This is a genomic window from Lactobacillus sp. ESL0230, from assembly GCF_003692805.1.
Taxonomy (GTDB): Bacteria; Bacillota; Bacilli; order Lactobacillales; family Lactobacillaceae; genus Lactobacillus; species Lactobacillus bombicola.
Genome location: NZ_REHI01000008.1, coordinates 190,469 through 213,957, shown reverse-complemented (window position 1 = coordinate 213,957; position 23,489 = coordinate 190,469). Strand labels below are relative to the sequence as shown.

Sequence of the window (23,489 nt, the reverse complement as noted above, 5' to 3'; positions counted from 1 at the left end):
TAAACAAATGAAAACAATCGAATTGAAACAATTGCTTAAAGATATGAGTTTGGATGAAAAAATTGGACAATTGATCCAGTTATCAGGAGAATTTTTTAAAGCAAATGATATTTCATACGGACCCATAACCAAGCTGGGAATATCACAAAAAGTAGTGGACTTAGCAGGATCAGTTTTAAACGTTGCTGGTGCTGAAGAAACACGAAGAGTTCAAAGCCATCAGATGAAGGTGCAGCCTCATCATATCCCGGTTATGTTTATGTCGGATGTCATTTATGGCTACAAAACAGTTTATCCTATTCCGATTGGTTTGGGAGCATCTTGGGATCCTAAATTGGTTAAGGAGGCCTTTAATACAGCAGCGGATGAGGCTTCAGCTGCAGGAATTCATGTGGCCTATGCGCCGATGCTTGATACTGTTCATGATGCAAGGTGGGGAAGAGTTTTAGAGTCTCCAGGTGAAGATTCATATCTAAATTCAGTATATGCAAAAGCAATGGTAGAGGGATTCCAGGAAAATTTTGAAAATAATAATGGCGTAGCCGCTTGTTTTAAGCACTTTGCTGGCTATGGTGCCGTTGAATCTGGTAGAGAATATAATAGTATTGACATGTCAATCAGCAATCTTTATCAAAACTATTTGCCAGCTTATAAGAGCGCTGTAAAGGCCGGGGCCAAAATGGCTATGACCTCTCTAACTTCATTGAATGGAGTCCCATCAACTGCAGATGAAAAATTGTTAAATGAGCTACTTAGAAAAACATGGGGATTCAATGGAATAATTATTTCTGATTATGCTTCAATTTATGAGCTAGTAAAACACGGTTTTGCTTCGGATGAATTTGATGCAGCACATAAGGCTATCAATGCCACAGTAGATATTGACATGAAATCACCTTGTTATGCCAATAGTCTAAAGAAGTTGGTGGCTGATGGTAAACTTAACGAGGAAAAAATAGATGAGTCTGTTTGGCGAGTGCTGTCACTTAAAAATGAACTTGGGTTGTTTGACGATCCTTATCGCGGTACCTCAATTGCACGTGAAAATAAGAGCGTTTTGTCATCAGATAAGCGAGAACTAGCAAGAAAGCTAGCAAGCGAAGCTATTGTAATGTTGCAAAACAAGAATGATGTACTGCCACTTAATAAAAACGAAAAAGTTGCATTAATTGGACCGTACAGTACGGATCATTCTTTGCTTGGGATGTGGGCAGTTCACGGTGAACCTAAAAATAGTGTTTCAATTCTTGAGGGTATAGAGCGTTACACTTCTAATGTTACGGCTGCTAAAGGAACAGATATTAATCGAAGCAGAGAAATGCTAAAAAAAATGGGCTTTCCAAATGATGAAGAAATTTCTAAAGTTATTTCTGATCAAGAGGTCGAGCATGAAAATAATGAAAAAGCACTTCAATTAGCTAAAAAGGCAGATGTTGTTGTATTAGCACTTGGAGAAAGCACTTTTGAGGCAGGTGAAGCAGGAGCAAAGACAAAGTTAACTTTACCGGAGAATCAATTAAACTTAATTAATGAAATATCCAAATTGAGAAAGAAAGTGGTCCTTTTGGTTATTAGTGGCCGTCCGCTTGTTCTAACTAATGTTATTGATAAAGTTGATAGCATCCTCGAATGTTGGTTCCCTGGAACTGAAGGCGGTGCAGCAATTGCGGACATTTTATTTGGGAAAGCCAATCCTTCTGGAAGATTGACAATGTCATTTCCATATAGTTCGGGACAGGAGCCGATTTATTATAATCATTTATCAACAGGGCGACCAGTCGATGACTCTCAACATGTTGGACGTTTTGTTTCGAAGTACTTGGATGCTCCTGATGCTCCACTATATCCATTTGGTTATGGCTTATCTTATGGTAAGGTTACTTATGAGAGCATGTCTCTAGACAAAAATGTGATGACACATGCTGGGAATATCGAAGTCAAAGTTGATTTAAAGAATGATAGTGACTGGGATTGCCAAGAGACAGTTCAACTTTACTTGCATGATAAAGTAGCTACTATTGTTCAGCCTGTCAAAAAATTGATTGATTTTAAGAAAGTTGCTATAAAAGCTCACACTCAAAAAACTGTTAGCTTTAGTATCAGTCTAACGCAGTTAACTTTTTTTGATAATTATGGCGAAGAAATTTTAGAGAATGGAACATTTACTCTGTTTATTGGTAGCAATTCTCGTGATTGTCTAGCAAAGGATTTTACTTTAACTGATTAAATTAAGGGATATGTTGAAACTATCTAACTTCTCAAATAAACTCGAATAACTAAAAAGGGAGTGACCCACGGCCACTCCCTTTTTATTAGAGTATGTAATAAGTTATTTACTAAACTTAGCAACATAGGAATTAATTTCTGCTAAGTAGAGTTCTTTTTGCTTTTGGCTAATCCAGGAGGATTCAAAAGAGTTTTTGGCTAATTGAACAATTTGTTCTTGCGATAATTGATACTTTTGCGCAAGTGCATAGTAATTATCACTGATATAACCTTTGAAATAGACAGGATCGTCTGAATTAATTGATACTTTAACTCCTGCTTTTAAAAGAGAAATTATTTCTTCACCTTTCATTTCTGGTGAAACAAAATCGTTTGATAGTGGGCATGAGGCCAAACCAATTTGCATTTTAGCTACTAATTCAACTAAATCAGGATCCTCAACAATGTTTGTTCCATGCTTAAGACGTTCGACTTCCATAATTTCTAATGCTTGACGGATGTGCTCAATGGAATCTTTTTGGTCAATATCACAATGATTAGTTAAATGAAGTCCTGCTGCAGCAGCATCTTCAAATTGACGTGCAAATTTTAATGGTGGATTATTATGTTAATCTGAGTCAAGTCCAACCCCGATAATCTTATCGCGATATTTCAAACCTTCTTGCAAAGTAAGGCGTGCAGATTCTTTAGAGAAATCACGTAAAAAGCACATGATCAAGTGAGCATCAATGTTTAAAGCACGGGCGTCAATCATTGCTTGATATAAGCCATTGATAACCGTCTCAAAAGGAATACCGCGGCTGGTATGAGCTTGAGGATCAAAAAATATTTCAACATGGCGAACGTTGCTAGCTGCAGCCTTAGTCAAATATGCCCAAGCTAAGTCATAAAAATCTTCTTCGGTTTGTAAAACATTCATAGCTGGATAATAAACACCTAAAAACGATGCTAAATCATGGTAATCATATGTTTTTTAAACATCCTCAATAGTTTTTTGTCCAATATCAACGTTGTTGCATTTAGTCAGCTTTAACTTTAGTTCTGGCTCTAATGTACCTTCAATATGCAAGTGTAATTCCGCCTTAGGCAAACCGCGAGTAAATTTTAACACAAAAATAAACTTACAAATATAATTTATCCGAACTATTTTATTATTATAAAGTACGTTTTTAAATCGGAAAGCAAAACAAAAAACCAGTTCTTATCAGCTGGTTTTACAAAATTTTTGTTTTAAATACTAATCTGCATGGCGCCACTTGGCATCAGTCAAAATTCGAGCAATTAATAGACCAATTGGTAGGGCAATGATAATCATTAAAGCATTCATAATCCAATAAGCCCCGATATTAATATTAGTTATCCCAAAATTAAAGACTGCTTGATACATGTATAGGCCTGGAACCATAATTACAATTGCAGGTACAGTAATTGCAATTCTAGGAAAACCAACCTTGTCACGTACAAAACTGGCAAGTAAGCCGGCTAAAAGGGAACCAATAAAAGCAGCCATTGCGGCTGGTATATGGTTAAATTCAACTAAGCTTAACCTTAATGTGTTAGCGATTGCCCCGATTAAAGCGGCAACTAGCGCCATCGAAGGTTTAGAATTAAACATTACTGAGAAGCCAAATACGCCACAAAAACTGGCAAGTAGACGGAAAATAGTTAATAAAAATGGTGTTAAATTAAGTTTAGGCATTGTACCTGGTGCTAAATTGAGTAGCGTTGCCATTCCCCAACCAGCCATTGTAGCAATCATAATGACCAAGATAGCATAAGCCATCCTTTCTAATCCTGAGCGCATATCAAGTTTTGAGAGGTCTAATCCAGAAGTAATAAAGGGAAAGCCCGGAATAACATATAACATGGATCCAATATAGCCATAGGAGTGACTGGCATCCCAAAGCCAAATTTTCTGTCCTAACTTAAAGCAAATAAAATAAACTGCACAAGAAATGGCTACCCCGGTAGCAATTTTGGCTACTAAGGTGATATGATGTTCACCCATTAAGCCTCGAATATAGTTACCAATTAGTGCCCCTAGAAAAGTACAGCTCATTTCTGGTAGTCCACCACCAAGTAAGAAAATGAAGCTAGCACAGGCTATGCCAGCACTTAAAGCTGCAATATACAGGGGGTAGCTACGTGTATGCTGCTCAATTTTTTTAAGATTATAATCAACTTCACCAATAGTTAAGTAATCATTGTCCCGCTCGAACCGTCTAACAAAATCTTCAAGTGCGTTTAGTTTGTTCATATTGACATTGGTTGAAGCTAGTGCCAATGTTTGTGAATAAGATAGGTTATCAGTATCAAAACAAGTATATTCAATTGTCACTAATCCAATATCAGCCGAGCAGGTAATGTCTAATGCGCGTGCAATTGAATTCATTGAGTCACGAACGCGCCAGGCTCCTGTACCACATTCTAAAAGCATCCCCCCAATTCTGCCAACTAACGAACTTTTTTCAACTAGAGTAATATCTTTGATTAGTGTATCATCAGCGCTTTTATAAAAATCTTTCCAATGGATTTTCATATGATGCTTTGCTGATAAATGATGTTGCATATCATTGACTGCCATAATAACTGGGACTTACCTTTCTTAAAAAGTTATATTTATTCTACCACAACTACCAAAAGAGGATTTTAGACTCATTTTGCATAAAAATGAATTATTTTGAGCGAAAATGATTGCTTTTAATGGTTGAACCGCTTAAAATAACCAGAGAGGTGAAGCGGATGCTAACGCAGGAGCGACAAAAATTAATTGAAAACTACGTTAATCAATATGAACTGTGTCATGTCAGTGATTTGTGTAAAATGACTGCAACATCAGAATCTACAATTCGCCGTGATCTAATTCAAATGGAGCATGAAGGGCGAATTAAGCGCGTTCATGGTGGGGCGCAATCCATTAATAATTTTGCTCATGACGTTTCGCAACATATTCGCTTCACAATGAATCACGAACAAAAGATTAGCATTGCTCATTACGCAGTTACCCATTATGTGCATGAAGGAGACTATATTTTTCTAGATGCGGGGACAACTGCCTATGAAATGGTTCCTTTCTTGGCTGAAGTTGGTCAAATTACGCTGATTACTAATGGTTTAGAAACGGCCTTAAGTGCTCTTACTCATAATATTAAGACCATACTTTTGGGAGGCAGAATTAAAGATGATACCCATGCTGTGGTTGGACAAGCGGCACTTGAACAGCTAGAAAATATGAATTTTGCAGCAAGTTTTATCGGTACCAACGGTATAGACCATGCTGGTGGTTTAACTACACCAGATCCTGATGAAGCGAATATCAAAAAAAGAGCGCAATTACGTTCAGATTGTACTTATGTTCTAGCTGATTCGTCTAAAATTGGTGAGCGTAGTTTTGCAATTTTTGGTAATGTAAAGGATGTTATTGTGATTACAAATGTGCTTCAAGCACAACAAAAAGGTTTATTACCTACTAAGATTAATTTAAGGGAGGCCAATTAATGATTTATACAGTCACTGTTAATCCAGCACTTGATTATGTGATTCAATTAGAAAAGGTAAACGGTGGTGAGGTCAATCGAAGCAATAACTGTTCATTTTTAGCGGGAGGTAAAGGGATTAATGTTTCCCAAATCCTAAATCAACTGAAAATTGATAATACAGCTTGGGGTTTTGTCGGTGGCTTTACTGGTAAAGAACTAGTGCAACAATTAAATCAACGCCGTATTGTTAATGACTTTGTGACAATTTCTGATGTTACTCGCGTTAATGTAAAAATTCATGCTGAACAAGAAACTGAAATTAATGCTGCTGGTCCTAAGATTACTGCACAAGAAATTACGGCTTTTAAAGATCGCTTAAGCGATTTAAAACAAGGTGATATTGTAGTTTTAAGTGGATCATTAGCACCAGGCTTACCTGTAGATTTTTATAAACAGTTACTGCCAACAATTAAAGCAGCCGGAGCAGAATTTGTTGTTGATACAACTGGAGCAGCTCTTTTAGATACTTTAGAATATAAGCCATTGGTCATTAAACCTAATCATCATGAATTAGCCGATTTGTTTAACACTAGTTTTAATTCTGATGAAGAGATGTTGACTTGCGCTCATAAATTACTTGAGATGGGTGCACAAAATGTAATGGTGTCAATGGCTGGTAAAGGTGGCTATTTGATTACTCATGATCATTTTTATCATGCTAAAGGAGCAGTTGGTGCCGCTATTAATTCTGTTGGTGCCGGCGATTCAATGATTGCTGGCTTTGTTGGAACCTATGTACAAACAGGGGATCCAGCAGAAAGCTTTCGAATTGGAATGGCCTGTGGTGCAGCAACAGCATTTACTAAAGATATTGCAGTTAAAAGTCAAATTGATGCTGTTTTACCACAAATTAAAGTAGAACAGATTTCGTAATGAGGAAAGATTGAAATGAAAATAAGAGATATTTTAGCTCCAGAATCAGTGATTATGTCACTGAAGGCGACTAACAAAGAAGATGCTATTCAAGAAATGGCTGATTTGGAAGTTGAAACTGGAATTGTTAATAATGAAGCTGATTTTATTGCGTCAATTTGGGCACGAGAAAATGAATCAACTACTGGAATTGGTGACGGAATTGCAATGCCACATGCTCGTAATGAGTCAATTAATAAGGCACGCGTACTTTTTGCTAAAAGTGAGCAAGGAATTGACTACAATTCGCTTGATGGTCAACCAGTTTACCTCTTCTTTATGATTGCTGCCCCTGCTGGCGCTGACAATACCCATCTTGAAGCTTTAGCCAAATTATCAAGTTTACTAATTAATCCAGATTTAGTAAGTGCTTTGAAGAAGGCCGAGACACCTGAAGAAGTTATTGCTTTATTCGAAGAAGCGGAAGAAAAAACCGATGCGGCTAAGAAAGCTGAAAATGAAAAACCAGCTAGTGATACTGATCAGCCTTTAATCGTTGGTGTTACGGCATGTATCAATGGTATCGCGCACACATACATGGCTCAAGAAGCTTTAATTAAAGCTGGTAAAAAGCATGGTGTTGAGGTACGGATTGAGACTAATGGTTCTGAAGGAGTTAAAGATAAGTTAACTGCAGCTGAAATCAGTCGTGCCAAGGGTGTAGTGATTGCTTCTGATAAAAAAGTTGATATGCCCCGCTTTGATGGTAAGCCTTTAGTTAATCGTCCTGTTGTTGATGGTATCAATAAACCAGATGAAATGATTGATAATATTTTAAATGATAAAGCCAGCGTTTATCATTCTGATGGTCAAGTATCAGCTGAAGAAGATAACACCAAGCAAAGCTTCTGGGGTTCAGTATATAAGAACTTGATGAACGGCGTTTCTCATATGCTACCATTTGTCATTGGCGGTGGTATATTGATGGCTATTTCATTCATTATCGAAAACTATGCTGGTGGACCAAAATCGCCAGCCTTCATCTTTTTGAATAATGCTGGTAATATGGCCTTTGCCTTTATGGTACCTATTTTATCGGGTTATATTGCTGAATCAATCGGTGACTTACCTGCTTTAATGCCGGGATTTGTTGGTGGATTTATGGCAACAGTTTATAGTGGTGCATATGGTGGAGCATATGTGGCTAATGTGGTAACTAATGCAAAATCACCAGCTGGATTTTTGGGTGGACTTGCCTCCGGATTTATTGCTGGATATTTAGTAGTTGGCTTAAAGAAACTATTTGCCAAGCTACCTAAATCTCTAGAAGGTATGAAGCCAATGCTAATTTACCCAATTTTAGGTTTGTTATTGATTGCGCTTATCATGTACTACATTGTTAATCCAATTTTTAGTTCAATTAACTTTGCAATTACTAATTTCCTAAATCAAATGGGGACAGGTAATTTAGTAGTACTAACAACTATTTTAGCAGCGATGATGTCAATCGATATGGGTGGACCTTTCAATAAAGCAGCTTATGTATTTGCGTCTGGTGCTTTTGCTAATGATCCTCATTCAACAGTTGCAGCAGTGATGATGGCTGCTGTAATGGTTGGTGGAATGGTACCCGCTTTTGCGACAGCTATCGGGACTACTTTCTTTAAGGATAAGTTTACTGAAGATGAACGTCGTGCAGGTATTACTAACTGGATTTTAGGTTTCTCATTTATTACTGAAGGAGCAATTCCGTTTGCTGCAGCTGATGCTAAGCATGTTATTCCTTCATGTATTGTTGGGTCAGCAGTAGGTGGAGCTTTAGTTGGTTTTTGGCGGATTGGTGTGCCAGCACCTCATGGTGGTTTATGGGTATCGCCGCTAGCTAACCATATTTTACTTTACTTTGTAGCGACTATTGTAGGTTCAATTGTAGCTGGTGTGATTTTAGGATTGTGGAAGAAGAATATCAATCATAATAATTAACAACATAATATTTAATAAAAAATCTCAATCATTTGGATTGAGATTTTTTATTTGCTGTTTATAACCTAAAATGAGCAATTAAAAATGTTTTGTATATTGTAAAATTAGTATTATGGCATAATAGAGTTAAAATTGGAGTCGTCGAACATAAGTTAAAGAAGTGAGCATAATTTGTTTAATCTATTTATTTTATTGTCAGAGCGATTAGGTCTTATTATGGTTCTGGCATTCATGCTTGTAAATATGCGTTTTTTTAGGAATCTAATTGAAAAAAGAACGCTTAAATCGCAAATATGGTTATTTATAATTTTTTCAATCTTTGTAATTATTTCAAATTTGACGGGGGTAGAGATTTCGAATTCGAAAGAAATTGTAACACCACTTATTATTACTAAAATGTCTCAATCTGATTCGATTGCTAATACAAGAATGTTAGTAATTACTACAGCTAGTTTGACCGGTGGACCTTATGTTGGAATGTTGGTTGGATTAGTGGGTGGCTTACATAGGGTAGTTTTTGGTGGCTTTTCTGATTATTTTTATATTGTTAGTTCAATCTTAATTGGATTCTTAATTGGATTCTTGGGAGATCGTGTTAAAAAAAAACAATTTGTACCCGTCTACACTCTGGACAGTAGTTTTAGCATTGCTAGCTGAATTAATTCAGATGGTCTTTATTTTCGTATTTCGTGGTTTTGGATTGGTTAAATTGATTTTTGTTCCGATGATATTGCTTAACTCAATTGGCTCTTACTTGTTTATTGAGATTTTGCAGACTTATTTATCTAATGAAAGACAATTACGAGCGGTTCAAACTAAAGATGTTTTGGAATTAACTAACAAGACACTACCTTATTTTCGCAATGGACTCGATCTTGATTCGGCTAAACACGTTTGTCAAATAATTAAAGAATATACTCATTTTGATGCAGTCGGCTTGACCGATCAAAGAAATGTTTTAGCTCATATTGGCATGGGAGAAGATCACCATATTTCGGGAGAGCCAGTGCTTACTGATATGTCTAAATATGTAATTTCAACTGGAAAGGAGAAGGTGGCGTATTCCAAAAAAGACATTGGCTGCCCTCACAACAATTGCCCCCTGACTTCAGCAATTGTTTGTCCATTAAGAGTTAATGATGCAACAATTGGAGCATTAAAGCTCTACTTACGTGAAGGACGGGAAATGACGGTTGTTGAGGAAAATTTGGTTCGTGGGTTAGCGATGATTTTTTCTGGACAATTGGCAATTGGAATTGCTGAACAACAGACCAGCCTAGTTAAGGAGGCTGAAATAAGAGCACTTCAGCTCCAAATTAACCCACACTTTTTATTTAATGCGATTAATACCATTGGGGCATTGATGCGGGTAAATGTTGATAAAGCGCATGAAGCATTAATGCAATTAAGTACCTATTTTCGACTCAGTCTTAAAAATGGTCAAAAAAAAGAAATTTCATTAGAACAAGAAAAAAAATATGTTGAAGCATATACAGGAATTGAGACACTCCGCTTCCCTAATAAGTTTTCAATTAATTATCAAATCAAAGTACCGGCTGATACCTTGCTACCACCATTTTGTTTACAAATTTTTATTGAAAATGCCATTAGGCATGCTTTTAAGGGGAGAAAGACCGGAAATAAAATTATGGTTGGTTTGACAAAAAGGGGACAATCTTTGGAAATCAAGGTTAGTGATAATGGAAATGGAATCGATTCAAAAGTTCTTGCTCGTTTAGGACAAGAAGTAATTGATGAATCACGTGGAAGTGGGACCGCACTTTATAATTTAAATCGACGACTGCAAGGGTTATACGGAACGAGTAGCAAACTTAAAATTGTAACTAGTTCTGCTGGTTCAACTTTCAGCATGAAAATACCAATGAAACAAAGTAAAAATATTGAGAAGATAGCAGGAGATTAAGTTGAAAATTTTAGTTGTAGATGATGAACCGTTAGCACGAACGGAATTATTATATTTAATTAAACAGAGTCCGAGTTTAAAAAATCACCCAGTAACACTTTATCAAGCAGAAGATATTAAAGAAGCTCAAGGAATTTTGCTAAAGTATCCAATTGATTTATTGTTTTTAGATATTTCATTAAATGATGAAAATGGCTTTGAACTTGCAGAAGAATTGAAGCAGTTAGCTCACGCACCACTAATTATTTTTGCCACTGCATATGATGACTATGCGGTTAAGGCTTTTGATATAGGGGCGTTTGACTACATACTCAAGCCATTTGAGCAAAAGAGAATTGACCGTGCTTTAAAAAAAGCTACTGCAAATTTAACAGCTAAATTTCAGAAGACATCAAGTACTGAAAGTGAAGTTCTGATTGTTGAACTTGATGATCGAAATGTGGTAATTAAAAAAGCAAATATAGTTGCTGCTACGGTTAATAACGGAGTATTAACGATTACCACTGTCAAACAAAAGTTTGAAACAAGGAAAACTTTGGCCTGGCTAAAGCAGCATTTAACTGATGTAACATTTGTCCAAGTTCATCGTAACGCTATCGTAAATATCGGAGATATTAAAGAAATTCAGCCGTGGTTTAATCATACCTTATTACTTTTGATGAATAATGGTGTCAAAATTCAAGTAGGTCGATCTTATCGAAAAGAATTAAAAAGAAGGTTAGACATGTAAGGACATAAAATTCACCTTAAGCACCTTGTGAAATCGCTTTTAGGTAATTCGTGGTTTATTTTTTGCAGTTCATCCAATAACCAGATACAATTTTCTCTATTTAGCTTATGGTATTACTTGAAAGCAAGTTGTGAGAGAAAGGGAATGGTTTTTATGGAAGAAAAGAAAGTGAAGTCAGCACCAATTTTGGTTCAGATGTTTATTTATGCCGCAATCTTATTTGTGTCACAAATGATTTCAGATTTGATGCCGAGGTCATTTCCGGTACCAACACCAGTGATTGGATTGATTCTACTTTATGTGTTATTAACTACTAAAGTGATTAAGATAGAATGGGTTGACTCTTTTGGCAGTGTCCTAATTTCTTTAATTGGTTTTATGTTTGTTCCATCAGGAATTTCATTAGCGGCTAACTTAAAAATTATGAAAGCACAAGGAATACAGTTAATAATTGTAATTGTAGCAGCTACAATTATTTTGTTAGTGGTTATTGCATATACAACCAGATTTTTTAGTTGGCTTATTAATAAAATAACCGAGAGCCAGGTAAATATACAGCATAAAAAGAAAATAGGAGATGTTAAGTAATGAAATTTATAACTAATCCGTTATTTGGAGTTTTCCTATCATTGATTGTTTTCTTGATTGGTCAATGGCTATTCAAAAAGTCTAACGGCTTCTTTCTTTTCCAGCCTCTATTTGTGGGGATGATTTTAGGAATTGCTGTTTTAGTAGTTCTAGCAAAATTCTTCAATACAACTACAGCAATAGTTTATACTCAAGCCTATAAACCCGGTGGAGATATCATTTTTTGGTTTATTACCCCAGCAACAATTGCTTTCGCTGTCCCTTTGTACAAACGTAACGATGTTGTTAAGAAAAACTGGCTAGTAATTTTACTTGGCTTAGTTGTTGGTACATTTATTTCGATGATATTAATTACGCTTGTTTCTAAAGCAGTTGGTCTTGATAATGTAGGCATTAAGTCAATGCTTAGCCAATCAGCTACCACTGCAGTAGCAATGCCGTTAACTAAGGCAATTGGTGGTAATACTTCAGTAACTGCAATGGCTTGCATTATCAATGCAGTTGTTATTTATGCCCTTGGTAAGCAACTAGTGAGATGGTTTAATCTCAATGAAGATCCTTTAGGTGCAGGCTTAGGATTAGGAACATCTGGTCACACAGTTGGTTCGGCTTTTGCCTTAGAACTGGGATCTGTTCAAGGAGCGATGGCATCCGTTGCTGTTGTTGCAACTGCTTTAGTTGATAATTTGTTAGTTCCAGTCTTTAGTCATATGATTGGATTATAGTTGTTAAAAATTTGTATTATGTTTACTTACACTGAAAACGTACTGGCTATCAAGTACGTTTTTTATTTTATAAAATTAAATTTAATTTATCATGATAAAGAAAAAATTACTGAAATACAATATTAATTGGCTTGTTAGCAATGTTTAAAATGCGTCACTTAAATAGTGGCGCATTTTTAGTGTATAATAGTTATTAATAGTAAGTGGCTATTAAATTTTGTTAGATTTGCTGGTCGCGTTATTTAAAAATATTATAAAAAGGAACGACAATAATAATGAATTTATTTAAATTTAAAAAATTATTTACTTTAACCACTTTGCTAGGGCTTATAGTATTAACTTTGACTGCTTGTACGCAAACGCCAAAGAAAAATACCAAAATGACAATTGTGACAACAACTAATGTTTATGCAGATATTGCCAAAAATGTAGTTGGCAAATACGGTACGGCAGAAGCGATTATTAAAAATCCGAATTCCGATCCGCATGACTTTGAACCAACAACAAATGATGCTAAGAAATTGGCAAGTGCAGATATAATAGTCGCAAACGGTTTAGGATATGATAGTTGGATGAATAAGCTAGCTTCTTCAGTTGATAAAAAGCCGGTTCTAGTCGGTGAAGAATTATTAGGATTAAAGAAAGGAGCTAATCCGCATATTTGGTTTGATTTGGCAATGCCCAAAAAATATGTCGATGATTTAGTTCAGCGATTAAGTAAGAAAGATCCTACGCATGCAAGTTATTATCGTAAAAATGGGCAAGCATACTTGGCTAAAATCAAAGATATTCAACAAAATGTTAATCAACTTGAGCAACATCATTCGAAGCCTGTCTATGTCAGTGAACCAGTATTTGATTATGCACTCCAAGCTGGTAATTTTAAAATAGCAAATCAAGATTTTGAAAAAGCAATTCAAAATAATACTGATCCTAGTCCAGCAACTATTCAACAAATGACTGCTGGTATTAAGAAACACAAAATTGCTTTTTTTGTAGTTAACTCACAAACGTCTAGTACAACAGTAAGTAACTTTGTGCGCCTAGCACAAAAGGAAAAAATTCCCGTTTTAAAAGTACGAGAAACCATTCCAGTTAAAACTACTTATCTTGATTGGATGACGGATAATTATCAAAGCTTAGCTAAAATTGCTAAGCAATAGTTATACGAGGGAAAAGAAAATGAAAAAAATTATTGCAGTTTTAGCGTTAGCAACAGGGTTAATTGTTGGTAGCACAGAAACTATGGCTAAGCCAATTACTGTTAAAGCTGATAAAATCAATGATCTGGCTAAGCAGAATACATATAGTGGTTTGACTTATCTTTATAAAATGTTGCAGCAAGAAGGTATACCGTATAACTGCTTTTATGCTGATAATCCCCTCTATTATCGTAAGGGTAAGCCAGAAGGGGTGGTAATTCATGAAACTGCGACGCCTAATGCAAGTGCTCATGATGAAGCAATTTATTTCAATCGTGAATGGATGAATATGTACTCATATGTTCATGCTTTTGTTGATCATAATGGGGTAATTCAGATGATGACCCCTAATTATGGCGTTTGGGGAGCAGGTCCTAATGCTAATAATCGCTTCTTTCAAGTAGAATTATGTCAAGAAAATAATATTAATGATTTTGCGAAAAGCATAAATAATGATGCAATTTATGTGGCACAAATAATGCATAGGTATAATATTACGCCAACTAATGCAGTCCATGATGGCAATGGAACAGTATGGTCACATAGTGCCGTCTCTAAGTTCTTGGGGGGAACAGATCATGGTGATCCTGATGGCTATTTTGCTAAATGGGGCTATTCAATGGATAGTTTCTTTGATTTAATTAAATATTATTATGATCAATTAGACAATACAGGTGCCAATACTGGAACTGGTAGTAGCAATAGTGGGGCTGGCAATGCTCCTAGCGACAATGGCAATAATAACACTGGACAGACCCCTAATGATAATAATGGTACAGATAATAATTCAACTGATAAAGTATTACCTAAACCAGTTGGTACCAAGATTTTGTTGCATGATGCCCTAATTTATGATGGTAATGGTCGGGCAACAACTGAGCCCTTGAAAAAAGCTGGTGCTAAGTTGACAATTTATGGTGATAAGATTATTAAAGGGCGGAAATTTTTACAAATTGACCTTAACAAGTATGTTGTTGCTAGCAATGTTGAGGGGAGTTTAAGACATTTAACCCATAATGCTTTTGTTTATGATGGTAATGGTTATCGCGTTAAGGTTGGAAAATTACTTCGTGGCATTGATTTGCGCACGTATGGTGGTGCAGTAAAAATCCAAAGTAGTAAATATTATCCAATTGGTTTAAATCAATTTGTTAAAGTTGGTAATTTTAAATAATTAAGTAAGGAGTGCAAATTGGCTGATATTTTGGAAGTAAGTCATTTATCTATGAAATTTGATAAAAAGACGATTTTTTCGGATTTAAATTTTAAACTGAAACAGGGTTCTATGACTGCACTCTTAGGTCCAAATGGGACAGGAAAAACAACTTTAATCAATATTTTAATGAATATGTTAGTGCCTACATCTGGTAGTTTTGCGTTTGCGAAGACGGTTAGTTTAGGGTATGTACCGCAATTTCGTAATATTGATGCAGAGTATCCGCTGTCAATTGAAGCCTTTGTTGGTTTAAATTCTGCCATTTTTAAAACCAAGAAAACTAAGTCTGCTATTAAAAAGCAACTAGAAGAGACGAATTTATACAAAATTCGCCATACAAGAATGGGCGAGGCATCTGGAGGGCAAAAGCAACGGGCTTATTTAGCTCAAGCGCTTCTAGATAACCCTAATATGATTATTTTAGATGAAGCAACAGCTAGTCTGGATCCTTTAGCTAAAGATGAATTAATGCAACTAATTAAGCATCTTAATGAAAAGCATAAGATAACTGTTTTATTTGTGACGCATGATGTGCCGTTGGCCCGTAAATATATGCAAGATTACCTTTACTTAAATAATCGCCAAATCGAGCAAGGTAAAATAAGCCAATTTGAGGAGGCGTATGAATAATGTTTGCATTTGACTTTATGCGTAATGCTTTTTTAGCGAGTACTTTTATTGCAATAACTTGTGGTACGGTAGGCGTCTATGTTGTTTCACGTAATTTTAGTTTTCTGGCACATACGCTATCGGAAATTGGCTTTGCTGGAGCAGCTTTTGCAGTTTGGCTGGGAATAAGTCCACTTTGGGGGATGTTATTGTTTACCTTGCTTGGATCAATTAGCGTGGGTGAATTATCACTGCGAAGTGAGCAAAAAGAATCATCAATTAGTGCAATTTCTGCTTTGTTTATTGGCTTAGGTGTTTTATTTTTAGCGATTTCTGGTAGTAACAGCAATTATGCGACTAACATTTTATTTGGTAGTATTATTGGTGTTGATAAGCAAGGAGTTTTACAACTGATTATATTATCAGTAATTGTTCTAATGTTAATCTTTGGAATGCAAAAATCGTTAAATTTTGATTCCTTTGACCATATTGGTGCAGTTGCACACGGCATAAAAACTGGAATAGTTAGCTTAGTATTTTTAGTAGCTTTAGCCATGTCTGTTTCTATTGGTGCGCAAATAGTTGGTTCGCTTTTGGTGTTTATTTTATTGACTTTACCACCAGCCACAGCCAATTATCTTGGTAAAACTGTTCCCAGTATGATTGCTTGGTCAGTCTTCTTTGCCCTAATTGGAGTCTGGCTAGGATTATATCTGGGTTTTATTACTAATTTACCAGTAACCTTTTTTATTGCTGTAATTGAAGTAGCTATTTACTTAGTAATTTACTTTATTAATATGTTTAGACATAATTTGTGATTTAAAGTAGCGATGTTATTATTAATTACCTATATTGTGAAAAAATAAGCAATGATAAGACCATTATTAAAGCTAATTTTATTTTATTTCACTAACTCTAGAAAGCTCTTTCATGTATAATAGTATTTAGATAGTTATACATGTAAAGGAGTTTTTTTTATGACAGCTTATTATAATGATTTTCCCCAAAGTGACCGTGATGAATATATAAAGATGATTAACCTTGACGAACTTGAGGAACGGGCCAAAAAAGTAATGCCAGAAGGGGCGTACTACTACATTGCATCAGGTTCAGAAAATGAATGGACATGGCGAAATAATACCGTTGCTTTTAATCATTTTCAGATTGTTCCGCGCGCTTTGACTAATATGGCAGATCCGCAGCTTGATACCGATTTTATGGGAATGAAGTTGAAGACACCAATAATGATTTCACCGATTGCATGTCATGGAATTGCACATCAAGATGCGGAAGTGGCTACTCAAAAAGGAGCAGCCGCAGCAGGAGCATTGTTTAGTTCGAGTACCTATGCTAATAAGAGTGTAGAAGACATTGCTGCAGCTGCTCCTGAGGCACCACGCTTTTTTCAGCTTTATTTAAGTAAAGATTGGAATTTTAATCAAATGGTCTTTGATGCAATTAAAAAAGCAGGCTATCAAGGTATCTTTTTAACTGTAGATGCGCTAGTTTCTGGCTTTCGTGAAGCTAATCTACGCACACAATTCGCCTTTCCAGTTCCCCTAGACTTTTTCACTCGCTATCAAGGTACAAAAGGAGAGGGGCAAACTGTTGCTCAAATGTATGCCTCTTCTGCTCAAAAGATAGGTCCTGAAGATGTTAAGCGGATTAAGGAAATGTCCGGGTTGCCAGTCTTCATTAAGGGAGTTGTCTGTGCTGAAGATGCCTATTTAGCAATGGGAGCTGGTGCTGATGGAATTGTTGTTACCAACCATGGCGGTCGTGAAATTGATGGTGGACCAGCAACAATTGATATGCTACCTGAAATTGCTAAGGCGGTTGACCATCGTGTACCAATTGTTTTTGACTCGGGTGTTCGCCGCGGTTCACATGTTTTTAAAGCATTAGCACTAGGAGCAGATTTAGTCGGAATTGGGCGACCATATCTTTATGGTTTGGCTTTAGGTGGAGCTAAAGGAGTGCAATCAGTAATTGAGCAATTAAATAAGGAACTTTTGATTGATATGCAATTGACGGGTTGTAAAACTGTTGCTGATATTCAGCATGCTAAAATCACTAATATTAATTATACGGCTGATAATTTAAGCTCAAATACAGACCCTGAAAGAATCAAGCCTTATCCTGTAACTAAGGCAAACCAACTTAAAGCTGGCGGCATGGATACTGTTTCAGGTGCATCTCATTCATAATTAATTGTTTTTGCCTGTTGATGGGCTTTGTTTAATTTTGAAAAAGATTACTATTGTAAAAATTGATAAAAACCCCGAAGTTGTCTTAACTTCGGAGTTTTTATTATAATCAAATTTAGGAGACTTACTAAAATATTGAAATTTAAATTGTAATTCTATAAAATAAATTAAATTATAATTATGTTTATTTATTTTTGTTATCAATTAACTAAAATAATCTAATTAAATTATTATATTTTTGTGGCAGGTTCTTTGGATGACTGCTATCTATGTCGAATTTTGAATTAGTCGTTGTGCTTTTATTTTTTGATTATTATAATTATTTTTATTACATACACGGAGGGAAAACAATGAAAAAAGCATGGAAATGGCTTGAAAGTATTCTATTGTTAATGATACTACTAGCCATAATCCCGCAAAATGTTGGTGCTGCTAGTAAAACAGGACCCAAGGTGACAGATAATTATTTACAAAAAGTCAAACAAAAAGGCGAACTGATAATGGGGACTAGTCCTGATTTTCCTCCATATGAATTTGTTAAAAATATTAATGGCAAGTCGAAAGTTGAGGGAATCGATGTTGAAATCGGAAAAAAGGTGGCGCGCGATTTAGGTGTTAAGCTAGTTGTCCGAACAATGGACTTTGATTCATTACTGGTAGCATTAGAAACCGGCAAAATTGATATGGTTATTTCCGGTATGGATGCAACGCCAAAACGGGCACAAAGTGTAGACTTCAGTCATGCATATTACAAAAGTGGCCAGGATCTTTTAATCAGAACTTCCGACAAGAATAAATATCATGATTATCACTCATTTGCCGACAAGGCAATTGGTGCACAAACCGGTAGTTTACAGGCCACGCTTATTAAAGAGCAGGCTAAAAAAGTTACATTAAAAACAATGGATAAAGATAGTGATTTGATTTTAGGTTTGCAAACTAAAAAGTTTGATGCGGTTGCTGTTGATACGGCTACTGCCGGTGCTTTTGCGAAGAATACTTCTGGTATTACTGCTATTCCATCAGGATTTAAGGTTGATTCGGCTGGCTCAGCAATTGCTTTTCATAAAGGGGCAAAGAGCTTAGTAAATGCAGCTAATAAGTCGATAGCAGAAATTAAACAAAAAGACCTGATTAATCAGGTTTATTTACCCAAAGCTGGTAGATATTTGACCAATGGTAAAAACCAAAAGGCTGCTAAGGCCTCTAATTCAATGTGGGCATATAAGGATTTCTTTATAGCTGGTGTGAGGTATACTTTATTTATTTCAGCAATTTCGGTTTTCTTCGGCTTCTTACTTGGCGCAATCTTAGCGCTAATGCGGTTAAGCCATAATCAATTTGCTCATACAATTGCTACGGCTTATATTGAATTTGTCCGAGGAACGCCATTAATGGTACAGTTGCTTTTTATTTATTTTGGGTTAGGGCTAATTATTAATATTCCAGCACTATTATCAGGAATTATTGCTGTTGCTCTTAATTCAGCTGCTTATGTGGCTGAAGTAATTCGTTCGGGGGTTAGTTCAATTGCCAAAGGACAAACAGAGGCTTCACGTTCATTAGGGCTTTCTCGCTCAGCAACAATGCGCTATGTGATTATGCCTCAAGCAATGAAAAATATTTGGCCAGCACTTGGTAATGAATTTGTTTCCCTTATTAAAGAAAGTTCAATTGTATCGGTCATTGGAGTTAAAGACTTAATTTATCAATCAAGAATTGTTCAGGCGGATACTTATCGAGGTGTTATGCCCTTAGTCATCACGATGATTTTATACTTTATTATTACTTTTAGTTTATCCAGTTTAATGAAAGTATTTGAAAGGAAAATGAAACATGACTAATGAGACAGTGATTAAAGTTGAACATTTAAAAAAATCGTTTGGTCAAAATGACATTTTAAAGGATATTAATGCTGAGGTTCGCGATGGTCAGGTTATTTGTTTAGTTGGACCATCTGGTGCTGGTAAAAGTACCTTTTTACGTTGTATTAACTTGTTGGATCAGCCAACTGCGGGGAAAGTTTTATTTAAAAACAAAGAATTAACAGCTTTAAGTGAAAATCAACTTGACACTTTACGTGAAAAAATGGGTATGGTTTTTCAACAGTTTAATTTATTTCCCCATATGAATATTATTGAAAATATTAAGTTAGCTCCGATGAAAGTTAAGCATGTTAGTGATAAAGAGGCTACAGCAAAGGGAATTGAGCTCTTAAAACAAGTGGGACTGGAAGATAAGGCTGATACTTTTCCGGCCAGTCTTTCTGGAGGGCAACAACAGCGAGTTGCTATTGCGCGGGCCTTAGCAATGGGACCAGAAGTAATGTTATTTGATGAACCTACATCTGCACTTGATCCTGAGATGGTTGGTGAAGTTCTTAAAGTAATGCAGGATTTAGCTAAAAAAGGGATGACAATGGTTGTTGTAACGCATGAGATGGGTTTTGCCAAAAATGTGGCTGATGAAATTTGGTTTATGGCAGATGGTTATATCCAAGAAAAAGCGAAACCAGAAGAATTTTTCTCACAACCAAAAACACAAAGGGCTCAAGACTTTTTGGCGAAGGTATTAGAAACGTAAGAGAGGGAAAATGGTGGATGAGAAGCGTGCAATAAAGATTTTGACTGATTTATTAGCAATTGATTCGGCAAACGATCATGAAAGCTTAGTGGCAGACTATATAGCAGCTTTATTTGCTAATTACCCAGTCCAAATTGAGCGTATTACTTATAAACCTGGTCGGGATAATTTAGTTGTTACACTAGGCAATAAGGGACCGTTATTAGGCTTTTCTGGTCATGAAGATGTTGTAGATGCTGGGAATCAAACCAATTGGCAATTTCCACCGTTCACACCAACGCTTTATAATGGAAAAATTTATGGTCGTGGAGCCAGTGATATGAAATCAGGGTTAGCTGCAATGATTGTATCAATGCTTGACTTGCTTGAGAGTGGTAAAAAGTTACCTGGTCGAATTCGTCTTTTGGCTTCAGTTGGTGAGGAAACTGGTGAATATGGGGCTGCGCAACTAACCAAGAAAGGTTATGTTCAAGACTTGGACGGACTTATTATTGGTGAGCCATCCAATTTTAATATTCGAGTAACGCATAAAGGGATAATCGATTATTATGTGTTTTCAAGTGGAAAATGCGTACATTCCTCTATCCCACAAGAAGGTAAAAATGCTATTATGCCACTAATTCAGTTTACACAACAAGCGCAATCTTTAATGGATAGTCACCAAGAAAAAGATTCTATTTTAGGTTCTTTGACACATGTGATTAGTCAGATTCAGGGTGGTAATCAAATTAATTCTGTGCCAGATCAGGCTTGGCTTTCTGGTAATATTCGGACAACTCCGAAATATCCGAATGATCAAATTTGTGGTGAGTTAGAACAGATAATTGCAAAATTAAATTCTCAAGGAGCAAAGCTTTCAATTCGTTACAGTTATCCTGAAGTACCCCTACCAGATCAATCTAATAGTCAATTAGCCAGATTAGCACAAGAAGTCGTTCAGCAAGAATTTGGTAAAGACTGCGAATTTACAGCAGGAACAGGTGCGACTGATGCCTCTGAATATATTCAAGCTGGCAATTTTCCTGTAATTATTTTAGGGCCAGCGGAAGGTAAAACTGATCATCAACCCAACGAATTTATTAAAATAAAGGACTACTTATTAGGATGTAAATTGTATCAGGTATTAGCTTGGCGCTTTTGGCAAGAATATATTTAATTATAAGAATGCGATAACTAAAAAGCACTTTCGTTAGAAAGTGCTTTTTATATAAATATTATTTGAAATTATTATTCACAATAGTTTCAAATTCTTCAAGTCGCTTAGCAAAGGTAGCAAAGGCTTCTTCTAAATAATCAGGCTTAGTCATATCAACACCTGCAGCTTGCATAATTGCTACGGGGTAATTACTAGAACCCGATTTTAAAAAGTTGATATAAGCTTCTTTTTGTTGCACTGTGCCATAAACAATCTTATTGGCCAAAGCAGTGGCTGCTGCAAATCCGGTTGCATATTGATAGACGTAAAAATTATAGTAGAAGTGTGGTATACGAGCCCATTCTTTATCAATAGCGCTACCAGCTTCAACTGCATCGCCATAGTAGCGCTGGTTAAGTTTACCATAGGCGCTATTAAGAAAATCAGCAGTTAATGGTTCACCTTGGGCATCCATTTGATGAATGTATTGCTCAAATTCAGCAAATTGCGTCTGCCGATACAGTGTCCCTTTGAATGAATCAAGATAGTAATTAAGTACGAAGGCTCGCGTCAAAGGATCGGTAATATTTTGAAGAAAGTACTCAGTCAAAATATTTTCATTAGTGGTTGAAGCAATTTCTGCGACAAAAATGGGATAATCACCATAGACGTAGGGTTGATTTTGTCTTGTAAACATACTGTGAACTGAATGTCCGGTTTCATGAACTAATGTATAAAGAGAGTCGACATTATCGGCCCAATTTAAAAGCTCATACGCGTCAGTATCATAAGACCCACCTGAATAAGCTCCCGTAGTCTTATGTTGCGATTCAACCACATCAATAACGCGATTATTAAATAGATAGTCTACTTGACGTAAGTAATCATTGCCCAGAGGAATTAATGCCTTTTTAGCCTCAGCTTTAGCTTGCTCAAAAGTATATGTCAGGGAAGGTTTACCCGTTAAAGGTACATACATGTCCCACATTTGTAAATCATCAAGGTTAAGGATTTTTTTACGTAAGTTAACGTAGCGGTGCAATAAATTTAGATGCTTGTCCACGGCTTTAATTAGAGTGTCATAAACAACTGAAGGTATATTATTCTCAGCTAACGCACTTTTTTGGGCGGAATCATAATGATGAACCTTGGCAATATAGTTATGCTTTTTAACAACTCCGGCAAGGGTTGAGGCCAGTGAATTTTGAAATTGCTCATAAGTAGTGTACATTGATTCAAAGGCACCTTGGCGAACAGTACGGTTTTGGGATTGAATTAAAACAGAGTATAACCCATCAGATAGTTGTACCATTTCTTGCTGATCATTTTCGACATAACCATATTCCAGATCAGAATTAGTTAATACATTATAGGTGTTTTCAGAAGTTTCTAGGGCATCACCGGCAGCGGCAATAAGCTTTTCTTCTTCAAAAGTTAGTGTATGGGGCTTAAGTTGGACGATTTGTTCTAATAAGTGGTCGTATTCGCTAAGGCGTGGTTCTTCTTGTTTGAACGCAGTCAGCTTTTCTTGAGAAAGATTTAAAATTGCGGGATTAATGAAGGCAGTTGCGGCTGCAAAGTCACTGGCAATCGCTTGAGCACGAGCAACGTAATTTAAGTAATGTGCGTTAGTTGTATCAACATCACTTGACATTGTAGCGTAAACATAGATTTTTTCTAGTTGGCGCTGAACTAGTAATATTTTAGTTAAACCAGCATAAAGATTATGACCGGAATTAGTAAAATTAACTTGTACATCGTTTAAAGTAGATATTTCTTTTTTTATCTGATTATATGCATCCTCCCAAGCATTATCGGATTGATAAACGCGGGTTAAGTCCCAAGTAAGATTGACAGGTACATCTTTTCTTTTCGGAATGGTCATTAAAGTTTCTCCTTTATATATGTTTGATAATAATTATGCCAAAAAGCAAAAAATAAGATATTATTAATTATATTTGTTAATATTC

Annotated in this window: 17 protein-coding genes and 2 pseudogenes; 16 read left to right on the top strand and 3 right to left on the bottom strand. The window is 36.0% G+C overall.

Annotated elements, in window-relative coordinates; translation table 11 throughout:
* Positions 1-7: 7 nt before the first annotated feature.
* Positions 8-2,227: a beta-glucosidase BglX gene (bglX, locus tag F5ESL0230_RS07530; RefSeq protein ID WP_122022251.1), complete on the top strand. Its 2,220-nt coding sequence runs from the start codon at positions 8-10 to the stop codon at positions 2,225-2,227.
* A 102-nt stretch (positions 2,228-2,329) separates the two neighbouring features.
* Here the strand turns inward: bglX and add are convergent.
* Positions 2,330-3,343 (bottom strand): annotated as a pseudogene (gene add / locus F5ESL0230_RS07525) (adenosine deaminase).
* A gap of 120 nt (positions 3,344-3,463) precedes the next feature.
* On the bottom strand, positions 3,464-4,810 hold the full coding sequence (locus tag F5ESL0230_RS07520) for a threonine/serine exporter ThrE family protein (protein WP_122022250.1): 1,347 nt from the start codon (positions 4,808-4,810) through the stop codon (positions 3,464-3,466).
* 158 nt (positions 4,811-4,968) lie between these two features.
* Here F5ESL0230_RS07520 and F5ESL0230_RS07515 point away from each other — a divergent pair, with 158 nt between their 5' ends.
* The 15 genes and pseudogenes from F5ESL0230_RS07515 to F5ESL0230_RS07445 all read left to right on the top strand — a co-directional run bounded on the left by F5ESL0230_RS07515 (position 4,969) and on the right by F5ESL0230_RS07445 (position 21,540).
* Entirely contained in the window at positions 4,969-5,724 is a 756-nt protein-coding gene (locus F5ESL0230_RS07515) for a DeoR/GlpR family DNA-binding transcription regulator (protein ID WP_122022249.1), read from the top strand.
* Complete coding sequence (gene pfkB, locus F5ESL0230_RS07510) at positions 5,724-6,638, top strand: 1-phosphofructokinase (RefSeq protein ID WP_122022248.1); 915 nt, start codon at positions 5,724-5,726, stop codon at positions 6,636-6,638. Before F5ESL0230_RS07515 ends, pfkB begins: the two co-directional genes overlap by 1 nt.
* A 15-nt stretch (positions 6,639-6,653) precedes the next feature.
* Positions 6,654-8,600 carry a fructose-specific PTS transporter subunit EIIC gene (locus tag F5ESL0230_RS07505; RefSeq protein ID WP_122022247.1) on the top strand — a complete coding sequence of 649 codons (1,947 nt, stop codon included), beginning with the start codon at positions 6,654-6,656 and terminating at the stop codon, positions 8,598-8,600.
* 216 nt (positions 8,601-8,816) lie between these two features.
* Positions 8,817-10,524, top strand: a pseudogene (locus tag F5ESL0230_RS07500) (LytS/YhcK type 5TM receptor domain-containing protein).
* Position 10,525: 1 nt separating this feature from the next.
* Complete coding sequence (locus F5ESL0230_RS07495) at positions 10,526-11,254, top strand: LytTR family transcriptional regulator DNA-binding domain-containing protein (RefSeq protein WP_122022246.1); 729 nt, start codon at positions 10,526-10,528, stop codon at positions 11,252-11,254.
* Between the two features lie 153 nt (positions 11,255-11,407).
* Positions 11,408-11,842: a CidA/LrgA family protein gene (locus tag F5ESL0230_RS07490; RefSeq protein ID WP_122024968.1), complete on the top strand. Its 435-nt coding sequence runs from the start codon at positions 11,408-11,410 to the stop codon at positions 11,840-11,842.
* Positions 11,842-12,567 carry an LrgB family protein gene (locus tag F5ESL0230_RS07485; protein ID WP_122022244.1) on the top strand — a complete coding sequence of 242 codons (726 nt, stop codon included), beginning with the start codon at positions 11,842-11,844 and terminating at the stop codon, positions 12,565-12,567. Before F5ESL0230_RS07490 ends, F5ESL0230_RS07485 begins: the two co-directional genes overlap by 1 nt.
* Positions 12,568-12,842: 275 nt before the next feature.
* On the top strand, positions 12,843-13,730 hold the full coding sequence (locus F5ESL0230_RS07480) for a metal ABC transporter solute-binding protein, Zn/Mn family (protein WP_122022243.1): 888 nt from the start codon (positions 12,843-12,845) through the stop codon (positions 13,728-13,730).
* Positions 13,731-13,749: 19 nt separating this feature from the next.
* A complete protein-coding gene (locus F5ESL0230_RS07475; RefSeq protein ID WP_122022242.1) occupies positions 13,750-14,943 on the top strand; it encodes an SLAP domain-containing protein in 1,194 nt (397 codons plus the stop codon).
* A gap of 51 nt (positions 14,944-14,994) precedes the next feature.
* Positions 14,995-15,615 (top strand): metal ABC transporter ATP-binding protein, encoded by a 621-nt coding sequence (locus tag F5ESL0230_RS07470; protein ID WP_122022391.1) that lies wholly within the window; start codon positions 14,995-14,997, stop codon positions 15,613-15,615.
* A complete protein-coding gene (locus F5ESL0230_RS07465; protein ID WP_122022241.1) occupies positions 15,615-16,412 on the top strand; it encodes a metal ABC transporter permease in 798 nt (265 codons plus the stop codon). Before F5ESL0230_RS07470 ends, F5ESL0230_RS07465 begins: the two co-directional genes overlap by 1 nt.
* A 159-nt stretch (positions 16,413-16,571) precedes the next feature.
* On the top strand, positions 16,572-17,801 hold the full coding sequence (locus F5ESL0230_RS07460) for a lactate oxidase (protein ID WP_122022240.1): 1,230 nt from the start codon (positions 16,572-16,574) through the stop codon (positions 17,799-17,801).
* 350 nt (positions 17,802-18,151) lie between these two features.
* On the top strand, positions 18,152-19,645 hold the full coding sequence (locus tag F5ESL0230_RS07455) for an ABC transporter substrate-binding protein/permease (RefSeq protein ID WP_122022239.1): 1,494 nt from the start codon (positions 18,152-18,154) through the stop codon (positions 19,643-19,645).
* Entirely contained in the window at positions 19,638-20,384 is a 747-nt protein-coding gene (locus F5ESL0230_RS07450; protein ID WP_122022238.1) for an amino acid ABC transporter ATP-binding protein, read from the top strand. Before F5ESL0230_RS07455 ends, F5ESL0230_RS07450 begins: the two co-directional genes overlap by 8 nt.
* A gap of 10 nt (positions 20,385-20,394) precedes the next feature.
* Entirely contained in the window at positions 20,395-21,540 is a 1,146-nt protein-coding gene (locus tag F5ESL0230_RS07445; RefSeq protein WP_233551664.1) for an ArgE/DapE family deacylase, read from the top strand.
* A 58-nt stretch (positions 21,541-21,598) separates the two neighbouring features.
* Here F5ESL0230_RS07445 and pepF read toward each other — a convergent pair whose 3' ends face one another.
* A complete protein-coding gene (gene pepF, locus F5ESL0230_RS07440; RefSeq protein WP_122022237.1) occupies positions 21,599-23,404 on the bottom strand; it encodes an oligoendopeptidase F in 1,806 nt (601 codons plus the stop codon).
* Positions 23,405-23,489 lie beyond the last annotated feature (85 nt).

Excerpts from the sequence above, each read along its gene's own strand:
- bglX (WP_122022251.1), top strand. The coding sequence starts at position 8 with ATGAAAACAATCGAATTGAAACAATTGCTTAAAGATATGAGTTTGGAT.
- F5ESL0230_RS07520 (WP_122022250.1), bottom strand. The coding sequence starts at position 4,810 with ATGGCAGTCAATGATATGCAACATCATTTATCAGCAAAGCATCATATG.
- F5ESL0230_RS07515 (WP_122022249.1), top strand. The coding sequence starts at position 4,969 with ATGCTAACGCAGGAGCGACAAAAATTAATTGAAAACTACGTTAATCAA.
- pfkB (WP_122022248.1), top strand. The coding sequence starts at position 5,724 with ATGATTTATACAGTCACTGTTAATCCAGCACTTGATTATGTGATTCAA.
- F5ESL0230_RS07505 (WP_122022247.1), top strand. The coding sequence starts at position 6,654 with ATGAAAATAAGAGATATTTTAGCTCCAGAATCAGTGATTATGTCACTG.
- F5ESL0230_RS07490 (WP_122024968.1), top strand. The coding sequence starts at position 11,408 with ATGGAAGAAAAGAAAGTGAAGTCAGCACCAATTTTGGTTCAGATGTTT.
- F5ESL0230_RS07485 (WP_122022244.1), top strand. The coding sequence starts at position 11,842 with ATGAAATTTATAACTAATCCGTTATTTGGAGTTTTCCTATCATTGATT.
- F5ESL0230_RS07480 (WP_122022243.1), top strand. The coding sequence starts at position 12,843 with ATGAATTTATTTAAATTTAAAAAATTATTTACTTTAACCACTTTGCTA.
- F5ESL0230_RS07475 (WP_122022242.1), top strand. The coding sequence starts at position 13,750 with ATGAAAAAAATTATTGCAGTTTTAGCGTTAGCAACAGGGTTAATTGTT.
- F5ESL0230_RS07470 (WP_122022391.1), top strand. The coding sequence starts at position 14,995 with ATGAAATTTGATAAAAAGACGATTTTTTCGGATTTAAATTTTAAACTG.
- F5ESL0230_RS07465 (WP_122022241.1), top strand. The coding sequence starts at position 15,615 with ATGTTTGCATTTGACTTTATGCGTAATGCTTTTTTAGCGAGTACTTTT.
- F5ESL0230_RS07460 (WP_122022240.1), top strand. The coding sequence starts at position 16,572 with ATGACAGCTTATTATAATGATTTTCCCCAAAGTGACCGTGATGAATAT.
- F5ESL0230_RS07455 (WP_122022239.1), top strand. The coding sequence starts at position 18,152 with ATGAAAAAAGCATGGAAATGGCTTGAAAGTATTCTATTGTTAATGATA.
- F5ESL0230_RS07450 (WP_122022238.1), top strand. The coding sequence starts at position 19,638 with ATGACTAATGAGACAGTGATTAAAGTTGAACATTTAAAAAAATCGTTT.
- F5ESL0230_RS07445 (WP_233551664.1), top strand. The coding sequence starts at position 20,395 with ATGGTGGATGAGAAGCGTGCAATAAAGATTTTGACTGATTTATTAGCA.
- pepF (WP_122022237.1), bottom strand. The coding sequence starts at position 23,404 with ATGACCATTCCGAAAAGAAAAGATGTACCTGTCAATCTTACTTGGGAC.